Origin of the sequence: Butyrivibrio sp. AE3003, assembly GCF_000686065.1 — a bacterium.
GTDB lineage: Bacteria > Bacillota > Clostridia > Lachnospirales > Lachnospiraceae > Butyrivibrio > Butyrivibrio hungatei_A.
In genome coordinates this window covers 2,825,764-2,846,869 of the sequence record NZ_JMLX01000001.1, presented here as the reverse complement: position 1 = coordinate 2,846,869, position 21,106 = coordinate 2,825,764, and the positions used below count along the sequence as shown (strand labels likewise).

The window sequence follows — 21,106 nt, the reverse complement described above, 5'->3', positions numbered from 1 at the left end:
ACAAAGCCCCCTTCTACTATCATTTCTTTTTTATAAAAAAGTATAACATCAGGCCGTCAGTTACCAAGCGCGGTGTTAAGCACATCAGCGACGCTCCTGTATTTCTTATTTGCCTTATCTCTGCCAAAGCCTGCATTATGCCCGCCGGCCAGGTGCTTTATCATATCCGTCTTTATCTCTATATAGCTGCTGCCTGAATCGGCTGCCATCTCGGAATCTGACACTTCACCGGGCAAATAGATAAACTCCGTCTCATTCACTACGCTTTGGAGCTTCTCCCAGTCCTGTTCGGTTATCTGCTGCCTTTCGCTTGAAAATCCCCCTTCAGGGAATTTGCCTTCAAAGAGCTCCTTGATATCAAGGTCATCGGTTGCTCTTATCAAATAATGTATCACCGAACAATCCGATGACACTACATACATATCGATATCCTGACCGTCCACCGGGCAAACAACGTAGCTCACCTTGCTAAGATAAAGATCTTCCGCTCCGCCATTCCCGCATCCTGCGAACAAAAACGCGCATGCTACCGATATAAGAAGCATTGTAATGATATACTTCTTTTTTTACTGTCCTATACATAATTTCACCCTTTCCATTAACCAATAAGCCGGTTCCCCTACCGTTATTCGCTTATTTTTCTACTATTCTGAACACCCATATATTTCGGCAATTATGTGACCATTCTGTATAGTTCTATTTTTCTCAAAAAATATTTTGACAATACGTAAAGCGGCACACTTATAAAGAAAAACGCAATAATAAACGATAATACAAACACAAGATCCTGAGGCATAGTTATCCTTTTTATTACAAACAAAAGAAGCATATGGCCCACATATATATCCAAAGTATAGCTTCCCATCCGGTACAGTATATCAAAAATTCTGAATCCGGCAATAAAACGGCTCACAAAATATATCGTAGTCATACCCAAAAGTCCGCATGCCCAGACAGAAAGTTCAATTCCAAACGTCTTAAACGAAAATGGCATATCGTCAAAGCCGTAGACAAGGTCCGTTGAATAGCATCCGGAAGCCATAACCGTAACCGCTATCCATCCTACAAGGCAAAAGATAAATATAGCGCCCCGCATTTTCGGCTTGATCGTCCCAATCTTAGGAAGCACATCATATTCGCCGCATACATACCCCAGAAGTAAAAAGCCATACAGCCATTTAATTTTCCACATACAGAAAATTTCCGTAGTGCAAAAGATAATCAAAAGCGCCCATATGCCTATATTCAAAGCCGCTCTCAGCGCCTTCTTATCCGTCACTTTGTGGATCAGTATAAAAAGCATATGTGCAAAAAAGAGCTGAATAAAAAACCACACACTTCTTGCATATATAAATATCTGCACGGCATCATCCATGAGAATGCCCATCTCCATGCCTTTTCCCGCTACTGTTACCACAGCGTTTGCCATAAAGGCGACAAACGACCATGTAATATACGGAACGATCAATCGCAAGCACTTCTTTTTCACAAGCTCTTTTTCCGAATACTTCTTAAGTTCCTTATACAGGAAAAAACCGCTCACAAAATAGAAGATCGGCATGTGCACAAAGCTGATAAAACCCGAATACACTCCTACCGTATTTGAAGCTACATGACCATAAACAACCATGATGATCGCTATAGCTTTATATATGTCCATTTCTTTTAATCTGTTCGTTACTATCTGTTCTTTCATTCGTTCTTCTTGTTACTTTTTGTTGCATTCTGATATGCAGATTATTCTATCACCCCCGCTTCTCATATTCATTAAAATTTTTATGAACATTCTATCAAATATTATGCATATCTTGTTATTTCATAATGCGGATATCCGTAATTGCGACTTCATCACCCGTAAGTGCCACATAAACTTCATCATATTCACCGTGGAAGGTGGTCGTATTTTCTATGGCAATACCAAGATTTTCCGTCTCCGTTGTAATCTTATTTCCATGTCTTTCAAAGAGTACAAAACAGTCTATGCCTTCCTTTGTCTCTTCTTTCCATTTTTCCCAACCTTTGAAATTTTCATTTTTCTTCATAAATACTTTGTTTTCCGCAATATCTTCATCGCCCGACACTTCGCCGTTTATCTTTATCATTGCGTATTCACGATAATCCTCGCCTCCAACCTTTCCGTCCGAGGAATAAAACAGCACGATATAAGGGCAATGCCACACAAGATTGGCTGCCGGAAGGCTCATGGAATGGAAATAAAGCCTTACCTCATCTTCAAGCTCGATTCCTTCAGTAGATGCAGACCTTGTCCTGTCAATCTGGATATTAGGAAGGTCAGACTCAATACGATCTGTATATCTTATAACATCTGAAATTCGCTCTATATCACCTTCGCCGATTTTTTTGCCGGTCTCTTCAACAATAATATTTTTTATATGGCAATTTTCACCCGTAATACCAATATATGCTTCTTTGGTATTGTCTTGAAGAGATATGACCGCCTTGACCTTGTGATTCATGTACTTCATCTCAAGCGTTATGTGATCGTCATATTTGGCCATTCCTATCTCATACTGCCCTTTTTTCTTCTCCTTCTTTACAGCCCTTCGCTTTTTCTTTTTTTCCGGAATCTCAACTACTTCAATTTTCATATTCCTTGCCGCAGTTGAAACATAATGTCCGTCCGGCCAGATTTCTCCGTACTCCAGATATCTGTATGCGTTTATTGCTTTTATGCTCTTATGAAATCGCTTGTCATAGGAATCAAACAAAATAATCGAAGGCGATGAATATTCCCCTTCCTTAAGTTCAAGCTGATCGCAGTCAAAATATATCTTCTTTACAACATCTGTTATATGAACTCCAAGAGAAACCTGCTCCTTGTATGCCCTGCAGACAATCTCAGAATCCATAACTCTGTCGTCTTTTTTACACGAGTTTTCTCTATCCATTATATGGAGCATTATCTTGGAATAGACAGGATCGAACTGCGTTCCGGACATCTCAACAAATTCCTGCCTGACCATGATATACGGAAGCGGTTCACGGTACCTTTTATTCGAAGTCATGGAGACATACGCATCCGCAACTGCAATGATCCTTGCAACATCGGGAATTTCTTCTCCCTTAAGTCCCTCAGGATAACCACTGCCGTCATACTTTTCATTGCTGTAAAGAACCCCGTCCCGCAGATACGGATATTCCTTGATATCTGCCAAGATCTCGCCGCTTATTATCGGCTTCTTCTTAAGTATCTTTTGTTCATCCTCTGTAAGATCTTTCTGCTTCTCAATAATACTGTCAGGAATTCCGACCATACCTATATCGTGGAGAAGCGCTGCATAGTACACGCCTTCACACTTCTGTTCATCCATGCCCGAGCGCATTGCGATCTCTTTTGCAATATCGGCAACTCTTTGGGAATGGCCTTGTGCATATTCGTCTTTATTTTCTATTGCTTTTACAAGAGCCGAGGTTGTCTGGTCAAACAGACGCTTCATGCGCTTTTCTCCGTCCTTCAGCTCGCCTATCTCGATCTTGTGTGCCCTTATTACCGCACGGTTTACATCGATATAGCTAAATACATACAAGAAGATCGCAACCAGAACCATGAAAATATCAACAATAGATATTCCAAACGCAAATATCTGAATAATTCCCGCTATGATAGGCGCAAATATGCAGGTCACGATAGAAACGCGTGCCAATCTGCTTATAGCCTTTTGAAACTCTAGTATAACCGTTAACTGTATAAGCGGACACAGCACAGGCATAATGTAACACAGCAAAAACAGCGATCCTCTGTTATATATATTTCTTTCATCAATGTAATAGATCCATCCGGTAAAATGCGAGATTACTACAAACATTATCTGTACAATTGCCGCAATATTCACAAATCTAAGTCTTTTGAGCATAGTTTTTTGATTTGCCTCAACCCTCAGCAGATCGACTATGTAAAGATTCAGTCCCAATATAACCACCGGAGTCATCGCAAATACAAGGAAATTACTGAGCCTGACCATAATATATCCCGTCATTGTCGTATTTCCGGAATAGATATACGACAAACGATCGAAGAAGATAAGAATTGCCGCAGATGACTCTACAGTAAAAATTATCAATCTTCTTTTTTTCTCCAGAAACTGCGTAAAGAACAACAGAAATGCAAATGCCATACACGTAGAGGAAAGGCCCAGCATAATATCCAGTTGATACTTCTCTATAATCTCAAACATTTCCACCTGCTCCTTGTACTATACTCCATGCAGAACAAAAAACTCTTTAAGCTTTTCCAAGAGCTCCTCTTTCTTTATATTCTTTAAAAAATATCCCTCAGGCCGAAGTTCAACAACAGCCATAACGCTCTCCTTATCGCTTTTACCCGTAAGAAAAATAACAGGTATCGAAGATGTCTCCGAATCGCTCCTTAGCATCTCAAGAACCTGCGGCCCGCTCGTTACCGGCATCTCATGATCCAGAAGTATCAGATCGACCTTGCTTTTTCCAAGATACTTGATGGCCTGAAGCCCTGAATTAGCCATAAATACTCTGTACGTATCTTTCAGCCACTGTCTTACAAGAGAAAGATACTGCGGATCGTCATCAACGATCAGTATGCTCTTTCTGTACTCTCCCGATTCGGATTTATCAAAAAATTCCCTTATGGCTTTAATAAATTCATCATTATTGACGGGTCTGGAAAATGTCTTGTACAGCAGATTCTCGCTCAAATGCTTCGCTGTATTGTTAAGGTCTATCTGCTCGCCTATAAGTATCAGCTTGCTGCCGTTTTCTTCCATGGTATCAATCAGGAAATGCAGTGCATCTTCTCTTGGATTGACCTCTTCGTCCATATAAAGGATGTACAGCGATATGTCTTCTCCGGAAGCGTTGAGGGCATCTACTGTAAAAGGAACAAAAGCGCACTCAAGCCCAACCGCCTGTACCTTTTCAATAATGGCTCTCAAAATAAACGTCTCTTTTTCTCCGGTGAATATGATTTTTTTGCCTGATATGATTTTTCCCATTTTGCTCCTTTACTTTGAAGTGTTGATCAGTGCTTCCATTCCGTCCCAGTCAAACAGTTTGAACAACCTGCCAAGTTCCTTGAAAAACTCTGCATCCTTATCGGGAAGAGAATACTTCGATATACTTTCCAAAATCATTTCAACAGAATCATAGTCCATCTGCGGTATAAGATCGGTCAGCGCTCCGTATGCATCTTTTAGCTCATCCTCAGGTATCATCTCTTTCGAAGAATCTGATACATTGGCCTCCTTAATCCTTCCAAGCTTTTCTTTATAAGAAGCATACTCTTTCATGAGATTGTCTTTATAGCTGTCAATATAGACCCTATCGTTATTATTGCCCGCCTCTTCCATCTTGGCAGCGAATTCTTCAAGCCCGAGTGCACCTATGATTCGAGCAGAACTCTTAAGCGCATGGACTTTGATCGTAAACAGTCTTATATTTCCCTCATCATATGCATTATTCAATACCCTTGAATTCTCATCAATTGTTTCAAAGAAAAGATCCAGTCCGAAAAGATAACTCGAAATTCCTCCCGAGTTCTTTATTCCTTCGGGAACAGATATATCTTTTACATCATATATCCACAGCATATCCTTAGGCAGTTCGGTAAGTTCTTCTGTCGCATCCACACTCTCAGACTTTTCCATCTTATTCTCGGGAATATGCTTCATAATGGTAGTTTCCAAAGTCTCTATATCCACAGGCTTTGCAAGATATCCGTTAAAGCCCTTCGACTTATAATATTCCTCACCTGAAACCGAATTTGCAGTAAGCGCATATACGGGAATATCGGGCTTTATTTCCCTTATTTTTGCAAGCGTCTCTACTCCGTCAAGTCCGGGCATCATGTGATCCAAAAGAACTACGTCAAAATCGCCGTCTTTTATCTTATCTATAGCATCCGCGCCGCTTTCAGAAGTTGTCACAAATACTTTGGTTGCTTTAAGAAGCCCCTTAATAACGCTCAGGTTCATAGGGTTATCATCAACAACCAAAATGTCGGCATCGGGCGCAATAAACTTAGGTACATACGGTCCACCCGCCTTGCTTTCATCATGCTCGATAAATATGCCGATCGATGTGGCATCTACAATCTTCTGCGATATTATAAAGATAAATTCAGACCCTTCTCCATATACGCTGTCACAAAAGATAGTTCCTCCCATGAGCTCCGCGAATTTTCTCGAAATATCCAGTCCAAGGCCTGTTCCTTGTATACCGCTGTTCTGTTCTTCATCAAGTCTTTCATATGCTGTAAAAAGTTTGTCCATATCTTCTTTTTTTATTCCTATTCCGGTATCTTTTACCGAAATGCGAATAACTGCCTCCCTGTCATTGCGCTCTTCCATCGACACGTTTAGTGAAAAGCCTCCGACTGCAGTATATTTCACGGCATTGGTAAGGAGGTTGAGTACTACCTGTTTTATTTTCTCGGCATCTCCATACATCCTCTTGGGAAGAATCTCATCAATAACCACGTCAAAGCTTAGCGCTTTTTCCGTAGCCCTTATTCTGATCATTGATACAATGGAACGCAGAAGTTCCTGCGTGTCATATTCGCGTTCCACAAGGTGCATCTTTCCCGACTCTATCTTGGATATATCAAGAAGGTCATTAATAAGACCAAGCAGCGATTCTGCAGCATTCCTGATATCAAAAGCATAGTTCATGACCGACATGAAATACCCTTTGGGCACACTTGTCGGATCTTCTCTCATTATCATTTCATTCATTCCCATGATAGTATTGATAGGAGTTCTGATCTCATGGGATATATTGGCAAGGAATCTGGACTTTGCCGTGTTCGCGTTCTCTGCCTCTTCCTTCGACTTCTTTATCTCTTCATACTGCGTTTTTATAACAGTAAGTCTCATTACCTGCCATACGATAAAACCGGCTATCGATGCAACAAGTATCAAAAGAATGAGTCTTACTACCACCAGCTCCAAAAGTCTCGGAGCCTTTCTTATGTTGAATACATCTTCCTGAAGTACTTCACGCCCTCCGGCACTTAAGATCTGGACATGCAATTTATAATTTCCATACGGAAGACCCGTATATTCAAGAGCCGACAACTTGCTCCTTTGAGTGATAATTCCATCATCGGGTCCGCCTTCCAGATACAGACGCACATCGGGATTCATCATAGAATAATCCATTACAGATGCAGATATCTGTACACGTCCGTCCGAAGCAGGTATCTGATAAACTTCGTTTTCATCCTGCTCTATTTTTTGGTTATCACAATATATGGACTTTACATCCATCAAAACTTCCAGCGTGCCGTCATAATACTTATTGATATTTACTTTTGCCACACCATTTCTTCCGGCCATGTATAGATTTCCGTCCTGATCCTTATATCCGAAAGAATTACTTGTTATCGCATACGGAAGTCCGTTAGCTATCGTGTATATCTTAAAATCAGTTATGGCATCATCTTCCATATCATCGGCATTTACCACATAGACACCGTAAGATGACAGTATCCATGCGTTATCGCTGTTGTCAAAATACATATCGTAATTGTTGTTATAAGGAAAAGATGTAACATTCGTCACCAATCCGTTTTTCATATATTCAATGGAATTAGACGTGACGATCCAAGCGATATCTCGCTTTTCATCCTTTACAATCCGCATGACGACATCACTTGTAAGCCCGTTATCTCTGCCGATTTTTTTGATACGGTCTTCTTCAATTACATATATTCCGTCGCCGTCGGTACCCGCAAGAATTGCGCCTTCATCATTTTCTACCAGAGTCAAAAAAAACCGTGTTCTTAGCGCCATCGGAAGCACCTACCGTACGAACGATCTCAAAATCTTTTATAACGGCAAGTCCGCCATTCGTACCTACAAGAATACTTCCGTCTTTTCCAATGGTTATGCACCTTATCTGATTGCTGGGCATTCCGTTTTCTGTCGTATATGAAATAATCTCGCCATTAGTTTCATAACATACAAGCCCGAGGTCATGCGTATACGTGGAAACCCACATATTTCCATCGTTATCCTCCGCAATACTTCGAATTCTCGCATCACCCAGATAAAAAGTCAGATCATTCTCTATTGATTCGCCGTTTTTCCCAATAATATCAAGGCCCATCTCTGTTCCGATGTAAATATCCCCGTCATGCAGAGCAACAGCGTTGGTTACTCCCGTAGTTACTCCCGTCACATGAGTTATGTCGATAAAGTTATTTGCAACAACTTTCATAACTCCGAGAGTAGACGAAGCCACCCACAGATTTCCCTGATAATCAGACGTAACCATCTCAATTCCGCTGTCAAACGCAACATTGGTAAGTTCTTTAAAAGAACTGTCCGTGTCAATGTAACCTATCATACTTGTTGATGAAACCCAGACTCTGTTGCAGTCGTAGTTAAGCCAGTGTACGTTACTAAGCGGATCCACTGATATTCTTTCCAGATTATTAGTCGAATTTCCAAATTTCCCGTAATATATAACGCTTTCGTCCGTTCCAAAGTATAAATTTCCGGCATCATACGGATCGGCAAGGATAGTTGTTATCTTTCCGATTCCAAGATCTGAGCTTTGGTACAACTCTGTGATTGCACAGTCATCTATCGCAAATACTATACCGTTGGCAGTCTGCCCATATATTCTTCCCGAAGTGTCTTTGTCCAGTTTAAGGACTCTCTCTTCAGCTATTCTTTCATCGTTAAGAACGCGAAGCGTATTGGTCTGATCAACATAACATACTCCTGATGTCGTTCCGATAAAGATGTTTCCGTTGTTGTCTTCCTCAAATATTCTGATTGATGATGAAGGCAGACCTTCTTTGTACGAATAGTGTATACTCTCCGTACCATCAAGAACCACTACACCGTTATCATTTGTTCCGACCCAGATTCTACCCTTACTGTCCTCAAAGAAACCTCTTGCGCTTGTAAGATATGAATGCGCATCAATCCTGTCAAAAGTCGAACCGTCGTAGCGAATAACTCCGCTGTAACCGCCAATCCATATATATCCATTTCTTGCACCCATAAGAAACATTGCATCGGAAGTCGGAAGACCATTCGATGCATCATATAATTCATAAGAATACGAGACACCCGGAATCTGTCCGGTTACCGCATATCCTCCGCCATAGTAAGAATGAGTGCCGACTACCGTATCATACTTAGCATATACGTTTATATGCATCAGCATCATTAGGCAGCCTGCTGCTATAGCCATGAATGCTATTTTTTTGTGTACATTCTTCACAGGCAACCTCCATCAAACCTTCTGATTATATTTATTAAGGATTACCTTTATCTCAGGGATTGAATCCATAAATACCTCTACACACTTGGGGTCAAACTGAGTTCCCGCACCCTCGCTTATGATATCCAGCGCTTTATCCAAAGGGAATGCCTCCTTATATACACGCGGCGAAGAAAGCGCATCAAAAACATCCGCAACAGCCATGATCCTTGCAGACAGCGGTATAACTTCTCCGTGTAGTCCTTCGGGATAGCCTTTTCCATCCCAGCGCTCATGGTGGTATGCAGCCATATTCCTTGCTTCTTTAAGATATACCTCACCTTTTACCGTATTGATTGCCTTCTCGATAATCTCTCTACCTGCGGTGGTGTGAGTTTTCATTATTTCAAATTCTTCAGGTGTCAGTTTGCCGGGTTTATTAAGGATCTTGTCGGATATATTGATCTTACCCACATCATGAAGAGGAGCACTTCTGACAACATCGGACTTAAACTTGGCACTGATCTTTTCGGGATAGTAGCCTTTCTTTTCAAGACCCTCCACGATTATCTTTACATATTCGGAAGTTTTCTGGACATGCGCACCTGTATCGGAATCCCTGTTCTCGACAAGATCCGCCATTGTGATGATAAGTCCGTCCTGCATCTTCAGCGTTGCCTCTGAAAATCTTCTTACACTACGGATCTTCTCTGTCTGATTGAGCGCCATATCGCATATTATCCTGTACATCTTCTCAATCTCGTCGCCTGTCTGAATATCAATGGCTCTCATCTGTCTTACCGCCTCATCAAGTTCCACCTGGTCATCTCCGGCCTTGATGAAGTTCTCAACACTCTTTTCTATGCTGTTTATCGGGTATACCATACCTGTTCCGGTACTCCACAGACCAAATGCTATTATCAGGATAAAAAAAGATGTCATTATGAATAACACACGTAGCAAAAAGCCCTGCATATAGTCTGAAAGAAACGCAAGTGATGTCTCTGCTACCGCATAACCCATACAGATTCCATTTTTGTCTATGATCGGACAATATGCGCTCATAAACCAACCGGAATGCGACAGAATTTCAACAGGCGCAACCTCTTCTCCTTTAAACAGCGCTCCGACATACGGCTGCATATTCTCATCAAATTTCTCTTTTTCGCCCGGAATGTGCTTTCTTACGCCATCCGGAACTATATCAAATACGATGTACCAGCCGTCACTACTGAGCTGATTTATATAGATACGGTCAACTCCCGTAACTGCTTCTTTGATACTGATAAGTTCTCTTTCCGTTCCCTCATATGCATCCGCATATATGCCCTTGGCAATACATTCATCTATGATATTGGGATCGACTTTTTGAGCTGCGAAACGTGCCACATTTAAGGCAATTTCTGCCTTTTCCGCTTTTGCATTTTTAAAGTACAGAGTTATTCCAACGATTCCCATTATCACGGTAAGCGCCAATGAACATCCGACAAGCATCACTGTTATTCTGATCCTAAGAGAATGTATCGAAGAAAAACTAAGTGAACCTATCCTTTTTACTTCACTTATCGATAGCGGCTTCTGTTTCCACCCGCTGTTCCTAATATTTTCACATGTTCTGTCAGGAATAAAATGTAGCAGAAGAAGTGCCACAAAAATTGACACGCCCTTATCCAGAATATTCAGCAAGATATCGATGATGAAATAGGACCAAAAATCGCCGATTCCAAACTGTATTGTAAAAGCCTCGACCAAAGCATCAAACGACTGGGTCTGTGGCCTTCCCATAGCGCCCCACTGAATAGCCGCGCCAAGAGCACCGCTTCCTATTCCTACGGTAAATACAAATATAAGTATCTTTTTTATATGATCGAACTTTTTTTCTCTTACAAACCACGCCGTATAAATTGCCACAAGCGCGCTTATAAAGCCAAAATAAATCGCCTCTCTGTTAAATATAGTGCTGACCGCATTCGTCAGTACCGCAGTTACTATTCCCGGAAAAAGACCTCCAATCAGCGATACAAATATAGTTCCGACTGCATCGAGGTAAATAGGCAAATCATACTTGCGGGCAACAAATGACATAGCTACATTCATTGCGATTCCGAAAAAGATGGTCAACACGCGAAGTAATCTATTATGACTTGTTTTTTGTAAAGTAATTTTCAACCCCTATACCTCCAAAAAACGCAAAATGCCAAAAGATGGAACAAATTTCTTACATTCTCCATCTCTTGGCATATCATAATCATATATAACAAATCGCAAGATTCGACTCTGAAAAAACAACATAACTTCGTCACCCTAAAAAAATGCAACATAAAAAAACTGAAATAATCAACTTTTCGTAAATATTTTAGCACGTTTTAGGTTGTGCAACGAACACTTGCTGTATTCTTTATCGTTATTTAATATTTATACATTATCATACAATACTCTGCGGCTAGATTCGAGGCTCTCAGGCGTATCAATACGCTCATTTACCCTGCATACGGCTTCTTGCTTCTTCCATAGTGATACAGTTTGCATATCTTTTCGGCCACATGAATTCGTTATAGTAGCGGTAGCACGATGCCCTGTCCATAAACTCATTGTCATAGGTCGAATTGGTATATTCGGGAACCAGAACCTCAAATCCGTTGTCAAAACCTGTTCTGATCGTCGCATCTATGCAAAAGTTTGTCATGATACCCACCATCATCACAGTTTTTACACCTTTTCCCTTAAGATAATCCAAAAGACCTGTCGACGGGTGAAGTGCACTGTTTACGTTCTTAGTAAATATCTTTTCCCCATCGTTTGGTGCAAATTCATCGAATATCTCAAAATCTTCATCCCCTACGCTGAATCCCGTTCCGGGGCCGTCATCATGCTGAACAAAAATTACTTCTTTGTTGTTCTCTCTTGCAAGAGCGATAAGATCCTTGATGTTGGATTTTAGCTTTTCAAACTCATAGAGCCTGTCATCCGTTATCCCTTTTTGCGTGTCGATTACAAGTAGTACCATGGTGTCCTCCCTTAAGGTTTATAATTTATTATACGCGATTTTTCATTACATCCATAGTCATCATCTTCAACTATTCATATTCTCTGATGTATGGACATCAAATGATACGGTGATATAAAATGTTTTTACATTTATTCAGCTGAAAGGATTTTGCATCATGGATTATAGAATAGCTACTTTAGAAGATATAGACCTCTTGACCACTTCACGAATTGAGGTATTACGTGCAGCCAACAAGCTTGACGACTCAGTAGATATGTCTGAGGTTGAGACTTCTTCAAAAGAATATTATAAAAGAGCTCTGGCAAACGGAACCCATGTGGCTATCCTCGTCATGGAAGGCAACTCTTTTGTCGGCGCAGGCGGAGTAAGCTACTATGAAGTCATGCCGACATATCACAATCCAAGCGGCAAGAAAGCCTATATCATGAACATGTACACCAATCCCGCATATCGTCGGCAGGGAATTGCCTTTAAAACCTTGGATATGCTCGTTCAGGATGCCAAAAAGCGCGGAATTACGCAGATATCACTTGAAGCAACAGACATGGGGAGACCACTATATGAAAAATATGGCTTTGTTCCCATGAATGCAGAAATGGAGCTGGGAAACTGATTCACCTTATAATCTTCCATGCCTCAACCAGCTTATCCACATTCCACGCCGCATTGGCTGGGCTTGTGGATGGCAGGCAGATTGCGGATCTTTCTATATTTTTTTCGGTGTATTTCTTGTAATACTTCTCTGCCGTCTTACCGTTTACGTATATTGCCTCAATATCAGCGTTATCAAGGATTATCTTAAGATCATTCGCCGTTACGTTCTTTATGCTGGAATCCGAGGATCCCGTTATATCACACGAATGAATGACGTCCCAGAGCGCTATGTTGTTTCGCTTAAGTAGCGCTTTCTTCTCATCTATTGTCTTCGGAACTTCCTCCTCAAAAACCGCCGCAATGACTTTCCAGAATCTATTTTGCGGATGTCCGTAGAAAAACTGCGCTTCTCGTGATTTCACCGAAGGAAAACTCCCAAGAATAAGCACTCTCGAATCCTTGTCAAAAAGAGGCGGTATCGGATGTACTATCATCTAAATTCCACCATCTCGTCAAAACTCTTCCTCGGTCTGGGATTTGGTGTCTCATCCGGAACTCCCACTATAACGGCGCTTATTAGCTGTCCCGCTATTCCAAGATAGCTTGCAAGCTCCTGATAAGCATAAAATGTGTTGGCGATCCAAAGCGTTCCATATCCAAGTTCTGTCGCAGCAAGAAGCATATTTTGAATTGCCGCACCTATGGAAAGTGAATCACAAATCTCAGTAATTCTGTCATTGACATTGATATCCACAAAAGGGATTTTTCCGTTGGAGTTTTCCACAAAGATAACCACAGGAGCCTGCCTCATTATCCCCAAAGTATTGAAGGCATCCGAAATAAGCGGTTCGATTCCGGGCACATCCTTAAGTTCTTCTTTAGACCTTTCAAGCCCCTTCTCCATAACATTAAGAGCGTCTTCTTTCTTCTCGCCTTCCATCACAATGAACTTCCACGGTTGTCTGTTCTTCGCAGAAGGCGCAAGAATTCCCGCTTCAATTATTTTCTTTATATCATCCTTATTAACCGCATCTGCCTTGTATTTCCTGATGCTGTGTCTTGCCGAGATTTCTTTCATGTGTTTGTCCTCCCATCTATCCACTAAAGATTCAAATAATCTGCCCCAAAATAACATACCTATCTTATTCCAATACCTGATTCAATGTCGTTATCCATGTCGAATCGCAACTATCAAGATAACTTATAAGCTTATTAAAATTTGTGCTCCCAACAAGCTTCTCATCCCTTGTTGCCTTGCAGATATTATTTCTCATCGTATCATAATTTGCATCGGTCACATATTTCATAAGCTCGTCAATCTGAGCTGCTTTGCCTTTATAATCTTTTACACCTGTGAACCTCTCTATAAGAGGTGCATTAACTTTCTTTGCAGGAGATTTAATAGTTTCATCTGTCCAATGTTTAGATACAATCTGCATTGTACAAGGATTTGCAAATATTACTATTTCTTCGGCGGCGTTATCTATACCATGAAACTCATTGATTTTTCGCTTTATGTCTTCATACTGCTCGTATGGTTTTTTCTCTGTATCGCAAAACACCAAGACTGCTTCATATGAGCCATTCTGATATCTGTCCTGATAACGCGCCGGAATATTCCCATTACCTTCTGCATTTACCAAAGAAATGTCATAAATATCATTCCAAACATGAAGTTCTCTAAGTCTTTCAAGGTACTTATATTCTTCATTTCCCTCACAGATAATGCAAACTTTATGCTTGAATGATATGCGTGGAAGTCTATTCGCCATCAGACATATCCTCCTTTGCATTTCCCTTTATACCCAAAAGAGTGTCAATCAGCTCAGGCTCAGGCAAAGCTGCAAAAGCTCCCTTTCTATATTTTTCGATAATATCCGAAGTATCTCTAACACCATTCTCAGCAGTGAAATCGGCAAGTGAATATACATATACGCCATTATCATCTTTATCCACAAACCATATCTGCTCTTTTCTAAACAGTCGCTTACAATCCATAAGGTTTATATCATGAACTGTAAATATCATCTGTGCATCTGTATTAAGTTCATTATTGAACATCGCAACCGTTGCCCTTGTCAACTTAAAATGTATACTACTGTCAAGTTCATCTATAACAAGTATTCTTCCCTGCTCAAGCGCTTCTATAACATAGCTTGCCATAGCCGCTATCTTCTTTGTTCCGGTAGAATCAAAAAGCATACTGGGAACCTGAACTCCCTTATAAGTTGATACCAGCCTTATCTGATCCATAATCTTCTCAGGAAGATCCAGCACATCTTCTTCTGGCTTTTCCCCTACATCTCCGCCATTAAACTTTATGTTGCTCATCTCAACATATTCAAAATTGTCCATGTAAAGATCTGCGTTCTTGATAAAACCGACAACTTTTTCCTGAAGCTTATTCTTATTTTTCATAAGCTCAATCGTATGCTCCATAGGAATATTATTCATGTTTATAATGTCGATTTTTTCCGCAAAGCCTGTTAGTATCTGTTTCATCTCATCTGTATGTTCAAACTTACTCGTATCAATCAGATGAAAAATAACATTGTTCTTTGCAACAACCGGCATCATTGCAAGCAATTCCGTATCGGCAGATGTATATTCATCTTTCAAAGCATCTCGTCTGAGCCAGCATATTTCCTTCTCATTGTTATACTGATCTTTTAAAATCTCATCAAATGACTCATATACAAATTCTTCTTTTCCAACATCATACTTAAAATCATATGAGAACTTTCTTCCGGCACTTAAAAAAGTGATTCCAAGCTCACATATATCGCTTTCGGTAAAAATATTGGACATAAGGCCGTTCGTTTTATTAAGTAACACATTTTTTATAGCCTTAATACACCTGATAAGGCATGTTTTTCCTGCATTATTAGGCCCATATATACCAACTGTCTTAAGAACATTAAAGTTGTTTTCTTTATGCACATTCGAAGCAAATTTCTTGTTTCGCATGTCTGCTTTCATTGAAAATGTAATCTGTTCATCAAAGGCGAAACAATTCTTTGCCCTTATCTCTATAATCATCATATAACCCTCCACAAAAAGTACGGTATACATTAATTATAGCGGCCTATATTTTTTATGCAATATTTTTCCACAAAAAATATAGGCCGCTATATTGTCACAAATCTATCTCACATTTAAAGTACTCATTTTCCTCTGCCGAGAACTTTACTGCATATTTATATTTTTTTGCCACCTGCTTAACAACGCGAATTCCAAGGCCATGCTCGGGAAGATATGCATTCTTTATTCTTTCGTTAAGTACCTTGATCTTCTGCTCCGGTGCGCCCTGTCCGTTGTCACATATAGCAAGTTTAGCCTTACCATTACCGCGCTCAGATAACGTAACCTTCATCTCACAGCCTTTTTCATTATGAACAATTGAATTTGTAATAAGGTTCTCGATCATGCGCCTGATCAGCGTTACGTCCGCCTGGATACTGTAGTTCTCAAGCTGCTCATCCACTTCCAGGTCAAAAGAATAATCTTCATAAGTATTTATATAATCGCACAATATATCTCTCAGGATCGATGTGAGATTTATCTTTTCGCTACTCCACTTACCTGTTCCCGATTCCAGCTTATTCTCGGTGTTGAGATTCCCTATCAGGTCTCTTATCTTAAAGCACTGCTTTTCCTCGATGCTTCCCTTTTCCACAGAGCCCATAACTATGCTGAGCGGCGTCCTTATATCATGCGAAACTCCGGCAATCCACTCAGTCCTTGCTTTCTCTCTTGCAAGCATCCACTTACGCGTTATCAGAACCGGCAACAGCAACAGGATAAGCATATTTGCAATAAGCATATACGGACCAAATCTGATCATGCCATCCATAGTTTCCATATTTATTTCCAAAATGTACTTCCATATGCTGCCCTTGGGATGTCCGACCACCAAAATGCCGTCGTCCCTCGCCCAGTTATAAATGGGATAATCATTCAGATACCAATGTGAAAAAGAAGCCACCTCTTTTATCCCATAGAAATCCGGAATTTCCGCCGGCTTATTATAATTCCAGATCACGTTCCCGGAATCATCAATTATCATGGCAAAAGAGCCTGTCCTGTCCAAACGGTCATATATGGATTGATCCACATTATACACGCCGCCTTCGTTAACGATCTTCTCCGATACTTTTTCTATTCGATACGTATCAAGATATTTCTTCTCTTTCTGCACACATATAAAGAACATCACCAAAACATCGATCACTATAAGTGACACCAGAACCAGCATCATGGAAAAGATGTATCCGGATAATTTTTTCATTACTTTCTTCCTCTTATATTCAGCCTGTATCCAAGTCCACGAACCGTCTGCAGATATTCGGGACTCGACGGATCTTCTTCAATTTTTTCCCTAAGCCTTCTGACGTGTACTATAAGCGAATTCTCAAGTCCATAGCTCCCATCCGGCCATAGTGTATCCATTAGGACATTCAGCGACACAATTTTTCCCTGATTATCATATAGTTTGGAAAAGAGCTGAAACTCTTTTGCGGTCAGCTCCGCCTCTCCGTCAGGTCTTATCACGATTCCCGAGTAAAGATCCACTCTCACAGCCCCGAGATTGACAATCTTATTCTCTGTTAAGTGATACGTCCTTCGCAAAACCGCTTTTATCCTAAGGAGCAGTTCCTCAGGCGTATAGGGCTTTGTCACATAATCGTCGGCACCAAGTCCGAGTCCTTTTAACCTGCTTGTTTCCTCATCCCTCGCGGAAAGAAAAATCACCGGTACATTAAGTCCTTGCTTCGTCCACTGCTCATAGAGCGAAAGTCCGCTGATATCAGGCATCATTATATCCAAAACAACCAGATCCACCTGATTTTTTCCCATAATCTCATCTGCTTCTTTCCCGTTTGAAGCGCGCAATATATTCTTAAATCCATTCTCTGACAGGAGCCTGTCGTTAATCTCCAATATCTGCTTTTCATCATCTACGAGAAGGATGCTGCAATCTGTTAAAACCATAGTTTTTTCCTCTTTTTCTTTTCAATAATCAGTATACACACATATCTTTTGCAATGAAATAACCGTGCCCACAGCGTAATGTAATTGTAATGTAGCTGTCATGTTCAGGTAAGCTTTCCTTTTTATACTGTATTTATCAACAATATGCGGAGGAAAAATCATGAAGAAATATATAATCGAAACCTATGATCTATGCAAAAAAGGCGGTCATAAATTCAGGGTAAAAGACGTAAATCTGGCGGTTCCAAAAGGATGTATATACGGCTTTCTCGGCCCCAACGGCGCGGGTAAAACCACAACAATGAAGCTTCTTCTGGGACTTATACAGCCCGATGGCGGAACTGTGGAGATTCTTGGTCAAAAGATGTCTCCCGGAAGCAGGTTCGATATAAACATGCGAACAGGAAGCCTTATAGAAAGTCCCGGCTTCTACGGGCATCTCAACGGACAGGAAAACCTTGAGATAATCGCTCGTTATAAAAATCTTGGTTCTGCCGACATAAAAGAGGCTCTTTACACAGTCAGTCTCTATGACAGAAAAGATGACAAAGTAAAAAACTATTCGCTTGGTATGAAGCAAAGACTTGGCATCGCAATGGCTCTTATGGGAAAACCCGAGCTGATCATTCTGGATGAGCCGACAAACGGTCTCGATCCCGCAGGAATAAACGAGATCAGGAATCTGGTAAAAAGTATTCCCGAAAAATATGGTTCAACGGTTATCATCTCAAGTCACCTTCTCTCTGAAGTTGAGCAGATTGCCGATTATGTGGGCATTATAAATAAGGGAAAGATGATCTATCAGGGGCTCTTGTCGGAACTTGAAATCGGCGATGCTTCTCTTGAAGAAGTCTTCCTCGAAATGACAAAAGGAGCTTAAAAAATGGGCATTATAGGAAATCTTTTTATCGAACTCAAAAAACATAAACGCCGCTGTAATCTGCTGTTATTCATTGCGGTGATTGTTGCCGAGATGGCATTTTTATACGGAAATTTCCATGGAAAAGAAGCTACTTCCGCCGGATGGATGCTCCTCTTTTATAATATTCCCATCATAAACTGCGTGTTTTTCCCGGTATCGATCGCTGGATTTGCTTCCAGGCTAATGGACATTGAGCACAAGGGCGAGATGCTGAAATGCTTATACACCTTCTCCACACCGCAAAAGATTTTTTTCACAAAATATCTTTATGGAGCGATATGCACACTTATCCTGGTCGCAATGCAATGCGGCTCGATCATACTCTGCTGCGGAATTCTTGGTTTTGACAGCGACTTCCCGCTTAAATATCTGCTTATACACGGGCTGATCACTTATATAACCAGCATGACTCTGCTAAGCATACACTTGCTTTTGTCGTTTTTTTACAGGAATCAGGCTCTTAGTATTTCAGTGGGAATTCTTGGAAGTTTCACTGCATTTTTCTCATTGGTCCTTCCTGAATCAATCATACAGAAGTTCCTCCCCTGGGCAACTTTCGTGACATCGGGCTTTGTCACAATGGACTGGAATCGTAACACGAGGGAAGTAAAATACGCGCTTGGAACCCCCGACTACACATCAACAATCATCTGCATTGGATGGATAGTTCTTTTAACCTGTATCACACTTATGCTGCTCAAGAAATCCGGTGTTGAAGAGGCGGAAAAGATAATGAGCAAGCGAAAGACAACGAAGATAGCGCTACACAGACGTCCTGTTGAGATTCTGAAATTGAAGGGGTCACCTGCTTGGATTGCCTTTTTCATAGTTCCTGCAATATCGGCGGCAATCGGAACCGTGAACTATCTCGCCAATCTGAGCATCTTAAAAGAAGGCTGGTACTCACTGTGGACTCAGCACACGCTGTTCTTGTGCTATTTCTTCATGCCTGTCATCATTGGGATTTTTACAGGCTGTATCTGGCGAGTAGAACACAGCGGAACAAATATGAACCTATTAATGACTCATCAAAGGCCTGCAATGATAGTACTCGGCAAATATGCGGCCACTTGCTTTATCACATCTGTTTCACTGATCTGGGTCGTTGCCTTGTATCTCATTGCCGGATCAATGATTCACATAGACGGAGAATTGCCTTCGGGAATCATTCAGTGGATTGGTTTGGGAATCCTTAGTTCGTGGGTTATTTGCGCCTTCCAGGTTCTTGTTTCGCTTGTTATAAGAAACTTTGTCCTTCCCATAATTGTCGCATTCCTTGGAGGGTTCGCAGGTCTTTCCTGTATTGCAAAGGATATGCCTTACCTGACACCGTTCTCCTTGTTCGACCTTGCCATGAATCAGCGGGAATTGGGAAATGCGAATATCGGCGCATTTACACTCTCGTCTGTGATATTTATTGTAGTGTTTATCATGATTTCTATCCTGTATCTTAGTCGCAGTGATGTAAGATCTAACGAATGAGTTTTACTCTTTTATTCTCTAAATGCTAGCGTGCGAGCGATATTGCGAAGCGTTTATTTTTCAAGAATTTCCAAAACGCTTTTTGCAATGCGTTCAGCACTGCTAATTATCGCATCAATACTCTCTTTGCTGTCTTCGTCAGGGTCTTTTTCCAAAAGAAGATCCGCGTTCCCCCTGATGATAGTAAGCGGAGTTTTAAGGTCGTGCGCTATCTGCGCCATCTCCTGTTTTGTCTCATAATCTTTGCGCCACTTTTCCTCAGCCAAAGTATATATAAGCTTTTTTAGCCTGTTTATCAGAACGACAGAAGGAACCAGGATAACCAGAATATATGCCAAAACCGTAAGTCCAAACGCCGTCCACTCTCCCGAAACGCCAACGCTGTAGTGGATATAGATTATAGAATCGCCTATCTTTTTGGCCATATAAGCTTCCTGACCGTCAAGATATTTTTCTTTCCCATTCGATTTATACTGTGAAATGTACTTTCTTAGCTTCTCTTCATTTCCGTCATTGATCCCTGAAGCAATTTCTTCGCCGTCTTTTTCGGCAACATAATCCGCATTTTCGGGAAAAGAATTAGTATCAATTTTGCCCGTAGCTTCAGCATTTTTAATCCATGTCTCAACCTTCTTTTCGGTATCGTCTGCCCTGACCGCCGTCATATTTTGAAAGACGATTACGGCAACTACCGTCACAACACATAATAAGCTTGAAATTATCAAAAAATATATTCCCAAAACTCCGCTGAATTTTACATCTGTTTTTTCCATCGATAGCCAACACCCCACACCGTTTCTATAGGTTCAATTTCGTACTGTTTAAGCTTTCTTCTGAGGTTCTTGATATGTTCCGTAATGGCCGATTCATCGCCGTCTTTATCATATCCGTATATGATC

At 40.9% G+C, this 21,106-nt stretch carries 19 protein-coding genes; 3 read left to right on the top strand and 16 right to left on the bottom strand.

Features of this window, described 5'->3' with window-relative positions:
- Positions 1 to 56 precede the first annotated feature (56 nt).
- From CD00_RS0113640 to CD00_RS0113610, 8 genes are all read right to left on the bottom strand, one after another.
- Positions 57 to 545 (bottom strand): hypothetical protein, encoded by a 489-nt coding sequence (locus CD00_RS0113640; RefSeq protein ID WP_026656466.1) that lies wholly within the window; start codon positions 543 to 545, stop codon positions 57 to 59.
- A 128-nt stretch (positions 546 to 673) separates the two neighbouring features.
- On the bottom strand, positions 674 to 1,696 hold the full coding sequence (locus CD00_RS0113635; RefSeq protein ID WP_026656465.1) for an acyltransferase family protein: 1,023 nt from the start codon (positions 1,694 to 1,696) through the stop codon (positions 674 to 676).
- Positions 1,697 to 1,811: 115 nt separating this feature from the next.
- A complete protein-coding gene (locus CD00_RS0113630; RefSeq protein WP_026656464.1) occupies positions 1,812 to 4,196 on the bottom strand; it encodes an HD-GYP domain-containing protein in 2,385 nt (794 codons plus the stop codon).
- An 18-nt stretch (positions 4,197 to 4,214) separates the two neighbouring features.
- The gene (locus tag CD00_RS0113625; protein WP_026656463.1) at positions 4,215 to 4,988 is read right to left on the bottom strand and encodes a response regulator; all 774 of its coding nucleotides are present in this window, start codon (positions 4,986 to 4,988) and stop codon (positions 4,215 to 4,217) included.
- Positions 4,989 to 4,997: 9 nt separating this feature from the next.
- On the bottom strand, positions 4,998 to 7,784 hold the full coding sequence (locus CD00_RS18490) for an ATP-binding protein (RefSeq protein WP_081811926.1): 2,787 nt from the start codon (positions 7,782 to 7,784) through the stop codon (positions 4,998 to 5,000).
- Positions 7,741 to 9,228 (bottom strand): ligand-binding sensor domain-containing protein, encoded by a 1,488-nt coding sequence (locus CD00_RS20760; RefSeq protein WP_051594215.1) that lies wholly within the window; start codon positions 9,226 to 9,228, stop codon positions 7,741 to 7,743. Before CD00_RS20760 ends, CD00_RS18490 begins: the two co-directional genes overlap by 44 nt.
- Positions 9,229 to 9,240: 12 nt before the next feature.
- Positions 9,241 to 11,376, bottom strand: a complete 2,136-nt coding sequence (locus tag CD00_RS0113615; RefSeq protein WP_051594214.1) for an HD-GYP domain-containing protein — start codon at positions 11,374 to 11,376, stop codon at positions 9,241 to 9,243.
- 307 nt (positions 11,377 to 11,683) lie between these two features.
- On the bottom strand, positions 11,684 to 12,214 hold the full coding sequence (locus CD00_RS0113610; protein ID WP_026656461.1) for a cysteine hydrolase family protein: 531 nt from the start codon (positions 12,212 to 12,214) through the stop codon (positions 11,684 to 11,686).
- A 157-nt stretch (positions 12,215 to 12,371) separates the two neighbouring features.
- On the opposite strand from CD00_RS0113610, the gene CD00_RS0113605 reads away from it, so the two are divergent.
- Positions 12,372 to 12,830 carry a GNAT family N-acetyltransferase gene (locus tag CD00_RS0113605; RefSeq protein WP_026656460.1) on the top strand — a complete coding sequence of 153 codons (459 nt, stop codon included), beginning with the start codon at positions 12,372 to 12,374 and terminating at the stop codon, positions 12,828 to 12,830.
- A gap of 1 nt (position 12,831) precedes the next feature.
- Here CD00_RS0113605 and CD00_RS0113600 read toward each other — a convergent pair whose 3' ends face one another.
- From CD00_RS0113600 to CD00_RS0113575, 6 genes are all read right to left on the bottom strand, one after another.
- A complete protein-coding gene (locus tag CD00_RS0113600) occupies positions 12,832 to 13,305 on the bottom strand; it encodes a DNA-deoxyinosine glycosylase (RefSeq protein WP_026656459.1) in 474 nt (157 codons plus the stop codon).
- Complete coding sequence (locus CD00_RS0113595; RefSeq protein WP_026656458.1) at positions 13,302 to 13,889, bottom strand: nitroreductase family protein; 588 nt, start codon at positions 13,887 to 13,889, stop codon at positions 13,302 to 13,304. The genes CD00_RS0113600 and CD00_RS0113595 overlap by 4 nt, the downstream gene beginning before the upstream one ends.
- Positions 13,890 to 13,953: 64 nt before the next feature.
- Positions 13,954 to 14,583 (bottom strand): hypothetical protein, encoded by a 630-nt coding sequence (locus CD00_RS0113590; protein WP_026656457.1) that lies wholly within the window; start codon positions 14,581 to 14,583, stop codon positions 13,954 to 13,956.
- Positions 14,573 to 15,853 (bottom strand): AAA family ATPase, encoded by a 1,281-nt coding sequence (locus CD00_RS0113585; protein WP_242838976.1) that lies wholly within the window; start codon positions 15,851 to 15,853, stop codon positions 14,573 to 14,575. Before CD00_RS0113585 ends, CD00_RS0113590 begins: the two co-directional genes overlap by 11 nt.
- A gap of 94 nt (positions 15,854 to 15,947) precedes the next feature.
- Positions 15,948 to 17,099 (bottom strand): sensor histidine kinase, encoded by a 1,152-nt coding sequence (locus CD00_RS0113580; protein ID WP_026656455.1) that lies wholly within the window; start codon positions 17,097 to 17,099, stop codon positions 15,948 to 15,950.
- Positions 17,099 to 17,803: a response regulator transcription factor gene (locus CD00_RS0113575; protein WP_026656454.1), complete on the bottom strand. Its 705-nt coding sequence runs from the start codon at positions 17,801 to 17,803 to the stop codon at positions 17,099 to 17,101. Before CD00_RS0113575 ends, CD00_RS0113580 begins: the two co-directional genes overlap by 1 nt.
- A 160-nt stretch (positions 17,804 to 17,963) precedes the next feature.
- Here CD00_RS0113575 and CD00_RS0113570 point away from each other — a divergent pair, with 160 nt between their 5' ends.
- Together CD00_RS0113570 and CD00_RS19495 are read left to right on the top strand one after the other, a co-directional pair.
- Positions 17,964 to 18,683 carry an ABC transporter ATP-binding protein gene (locus CD00_RS0113570; RefSeq protein ID WP_026656453.1) on the top strand — a complete coding sequence of 240 codons (720 nt, stop codon included), beginning with the start codon at positions 17,964 to 17,966 and terminating at the stop codon, positions 18,681 to 18,683.
- 3 nt (positions 18,684 to 18,686) lie between these two features.
- The gene (locus CD00_RS19495; RefSeq protein ID WP_051594213.1) at positions 18,687 to 20,207 is read left to right on the top strand and encodes an ABC transporter permease; all 1,521 of its coding nucleotides are present in this window, start codon (positions 18,687 to 18,689) and stop codon (positions 20,205 to 20,207) included.
- A 53-nt stretch (positions 20,208 to 20,260) separates the two neighbouring features.
- Here the strand turns inward: CD00_RS19495 and CD00_RS0113560 are convergent, their stop codons facing one another.
- Entirely contained in the window at positions 20,261 to 20,980 is a 720-nt protein-coding gene (locus CD00_RS0113560; protein ID WP_026656451.1) for a histidine kinase dimerization/phospho-acceptor domain-containing protein, read from the bottom strand.
- On the bottom strand, positions 20,962 to 21,102 hold the full coding sequence (locus CD00_RS21425) for a winged helix-turn-helix domain-containing protein (protein WP_334291140.1): 141 nt from the start codon (positions 21,100 to 21,102) through the stop codon (positions 20,962 to 20,964). The genes CD00_RS0113560 and CD00_RS21425 overlap by 19 nt, the downstream gene beginning before the upstream one ends.
- Positions 21,103 to 21,106: the final 4 nt, after the last annotated feature.

What these genes read in the sequence shown, in the direction of transcription:
- CD00_RS18490 (WP_081811926.1), bottom strand. Translation starts at nt 7,784, where the DNA reads ATGGCGCTAAGAACACGGTTTTTTTTGACTCTGGTAGAAAATGATGAA.
- CD00_RS19495 (WP_051594213.1), top strand. Translation starts at nt 18,687, where the DNA reads ATGGGCATTATAGGAAATCTTTTTATCGAACTCAAAAAACATAAACGC.
- CD00_RS0113640 (WP_026656466.1), bottom strand. Translation starts at nt 545, where the DNA reads ATGCTTCTTATATCGGTAGCATGCGCGTTTTTGTTCGCAGGATGCGGG.
- CD00_RS0113590 (WP_026656457.1), bottom strand. Translation starts at nt 14,583, where the DNA reads ATGGCGAATAGACTTCCACGCATATCATTCAAGCATAAAGTTTGCATT.
- CD00_RS0113605 (WP_026656460.1), top strand. Translation starts at nt 12,372, where the DNA reads ATGGATTATAGAATAGCTACTTTAGAAGATATAGACCTCTTGACCACT.
- CD00_RS0113575 (WP_026656454.1), bottom strand. Translation starts at nt 17,803, where the DNA reads ATGGTTTTAACAGATTGCAGCATCCTTCTCGTAGATGATGAAAAGCAG.
- CD00_RS0113570 (WP_026656453.1), top strand. Translation starts at nt 17,964, where the DNA reads ATGAAGAAATATATAATCGAAACCTATGATCTATGCAAAAAAGGCGGT.
- CD00_RS0113630 (WP_026656464.1), bottom strand. Translation starts at nt 4,196, where the DNA reads ATGTTTGAGATTATAGAGAAGTATCAACTGGATATTATGCTGGGCCTT.
- CD00_RS0113585 (WP_242838976.1), bottom strand. Translation starts at nt 15,853, where the DNA reads ATGATGATTATAGAGATAAGGGCAAAGAATTGTTTCGCCTTTGATGAA.
- CD00_RS0113610 (WP_026656461.1), bottom strand. Translation starts at nt 12,214, where the DNA reads ATGGTACTACTTGTAATCGACACGCAAAAAGGGATAACGGATGACAGG.
- CD00_RS0113595 (WP_026656458.1), bottom strand. Translation starts at nt 13,889, where the DNA reads ATGAAAGAAATCTCGGCAAGACACAGCATCAGGAAATACAAGGCAGAT.
- CD00_RS0113635 (WP_026656465.1), bottom strand. Translation starts at nt 1,696, where the DNA reads ATGAAAGAACAGATAGTAACGAACAGATTAAAAGAAATGGACATATAT.
- CD00_RS0113625 (WP_026656463.1), bottom strand. Translation starts at nt 4,988, where the DNA reads ATGGGAAAAATCATATCAGGCAAAAAAATCATATTCACCGGAGAAAAA.
- CD00_RS0113560 (WP_026656451.1), bottom strand. Translation starts at nt 20,980, where the DNA reads ATGGAAAAAACAGATGTAAAATTCAGCGGAGTTTTGGGAATATATTTT.
- CD00_RS0113600 (WP_026656459.1), bottom strand. Translation starts at nt 13,305, where the DNA reads ATGATAGTACATCCGATACCGCCTCTTTTTGACAAGGATTCGAGAGTG.
- CD00_RS0113580 (WP_026656455.1), bottom strand. Translation starts at nt 17,099, where the DNA reads ATGAAAAAATTATCCGGATACATCTTTTCCATGATGCTGGTTCTGGTG.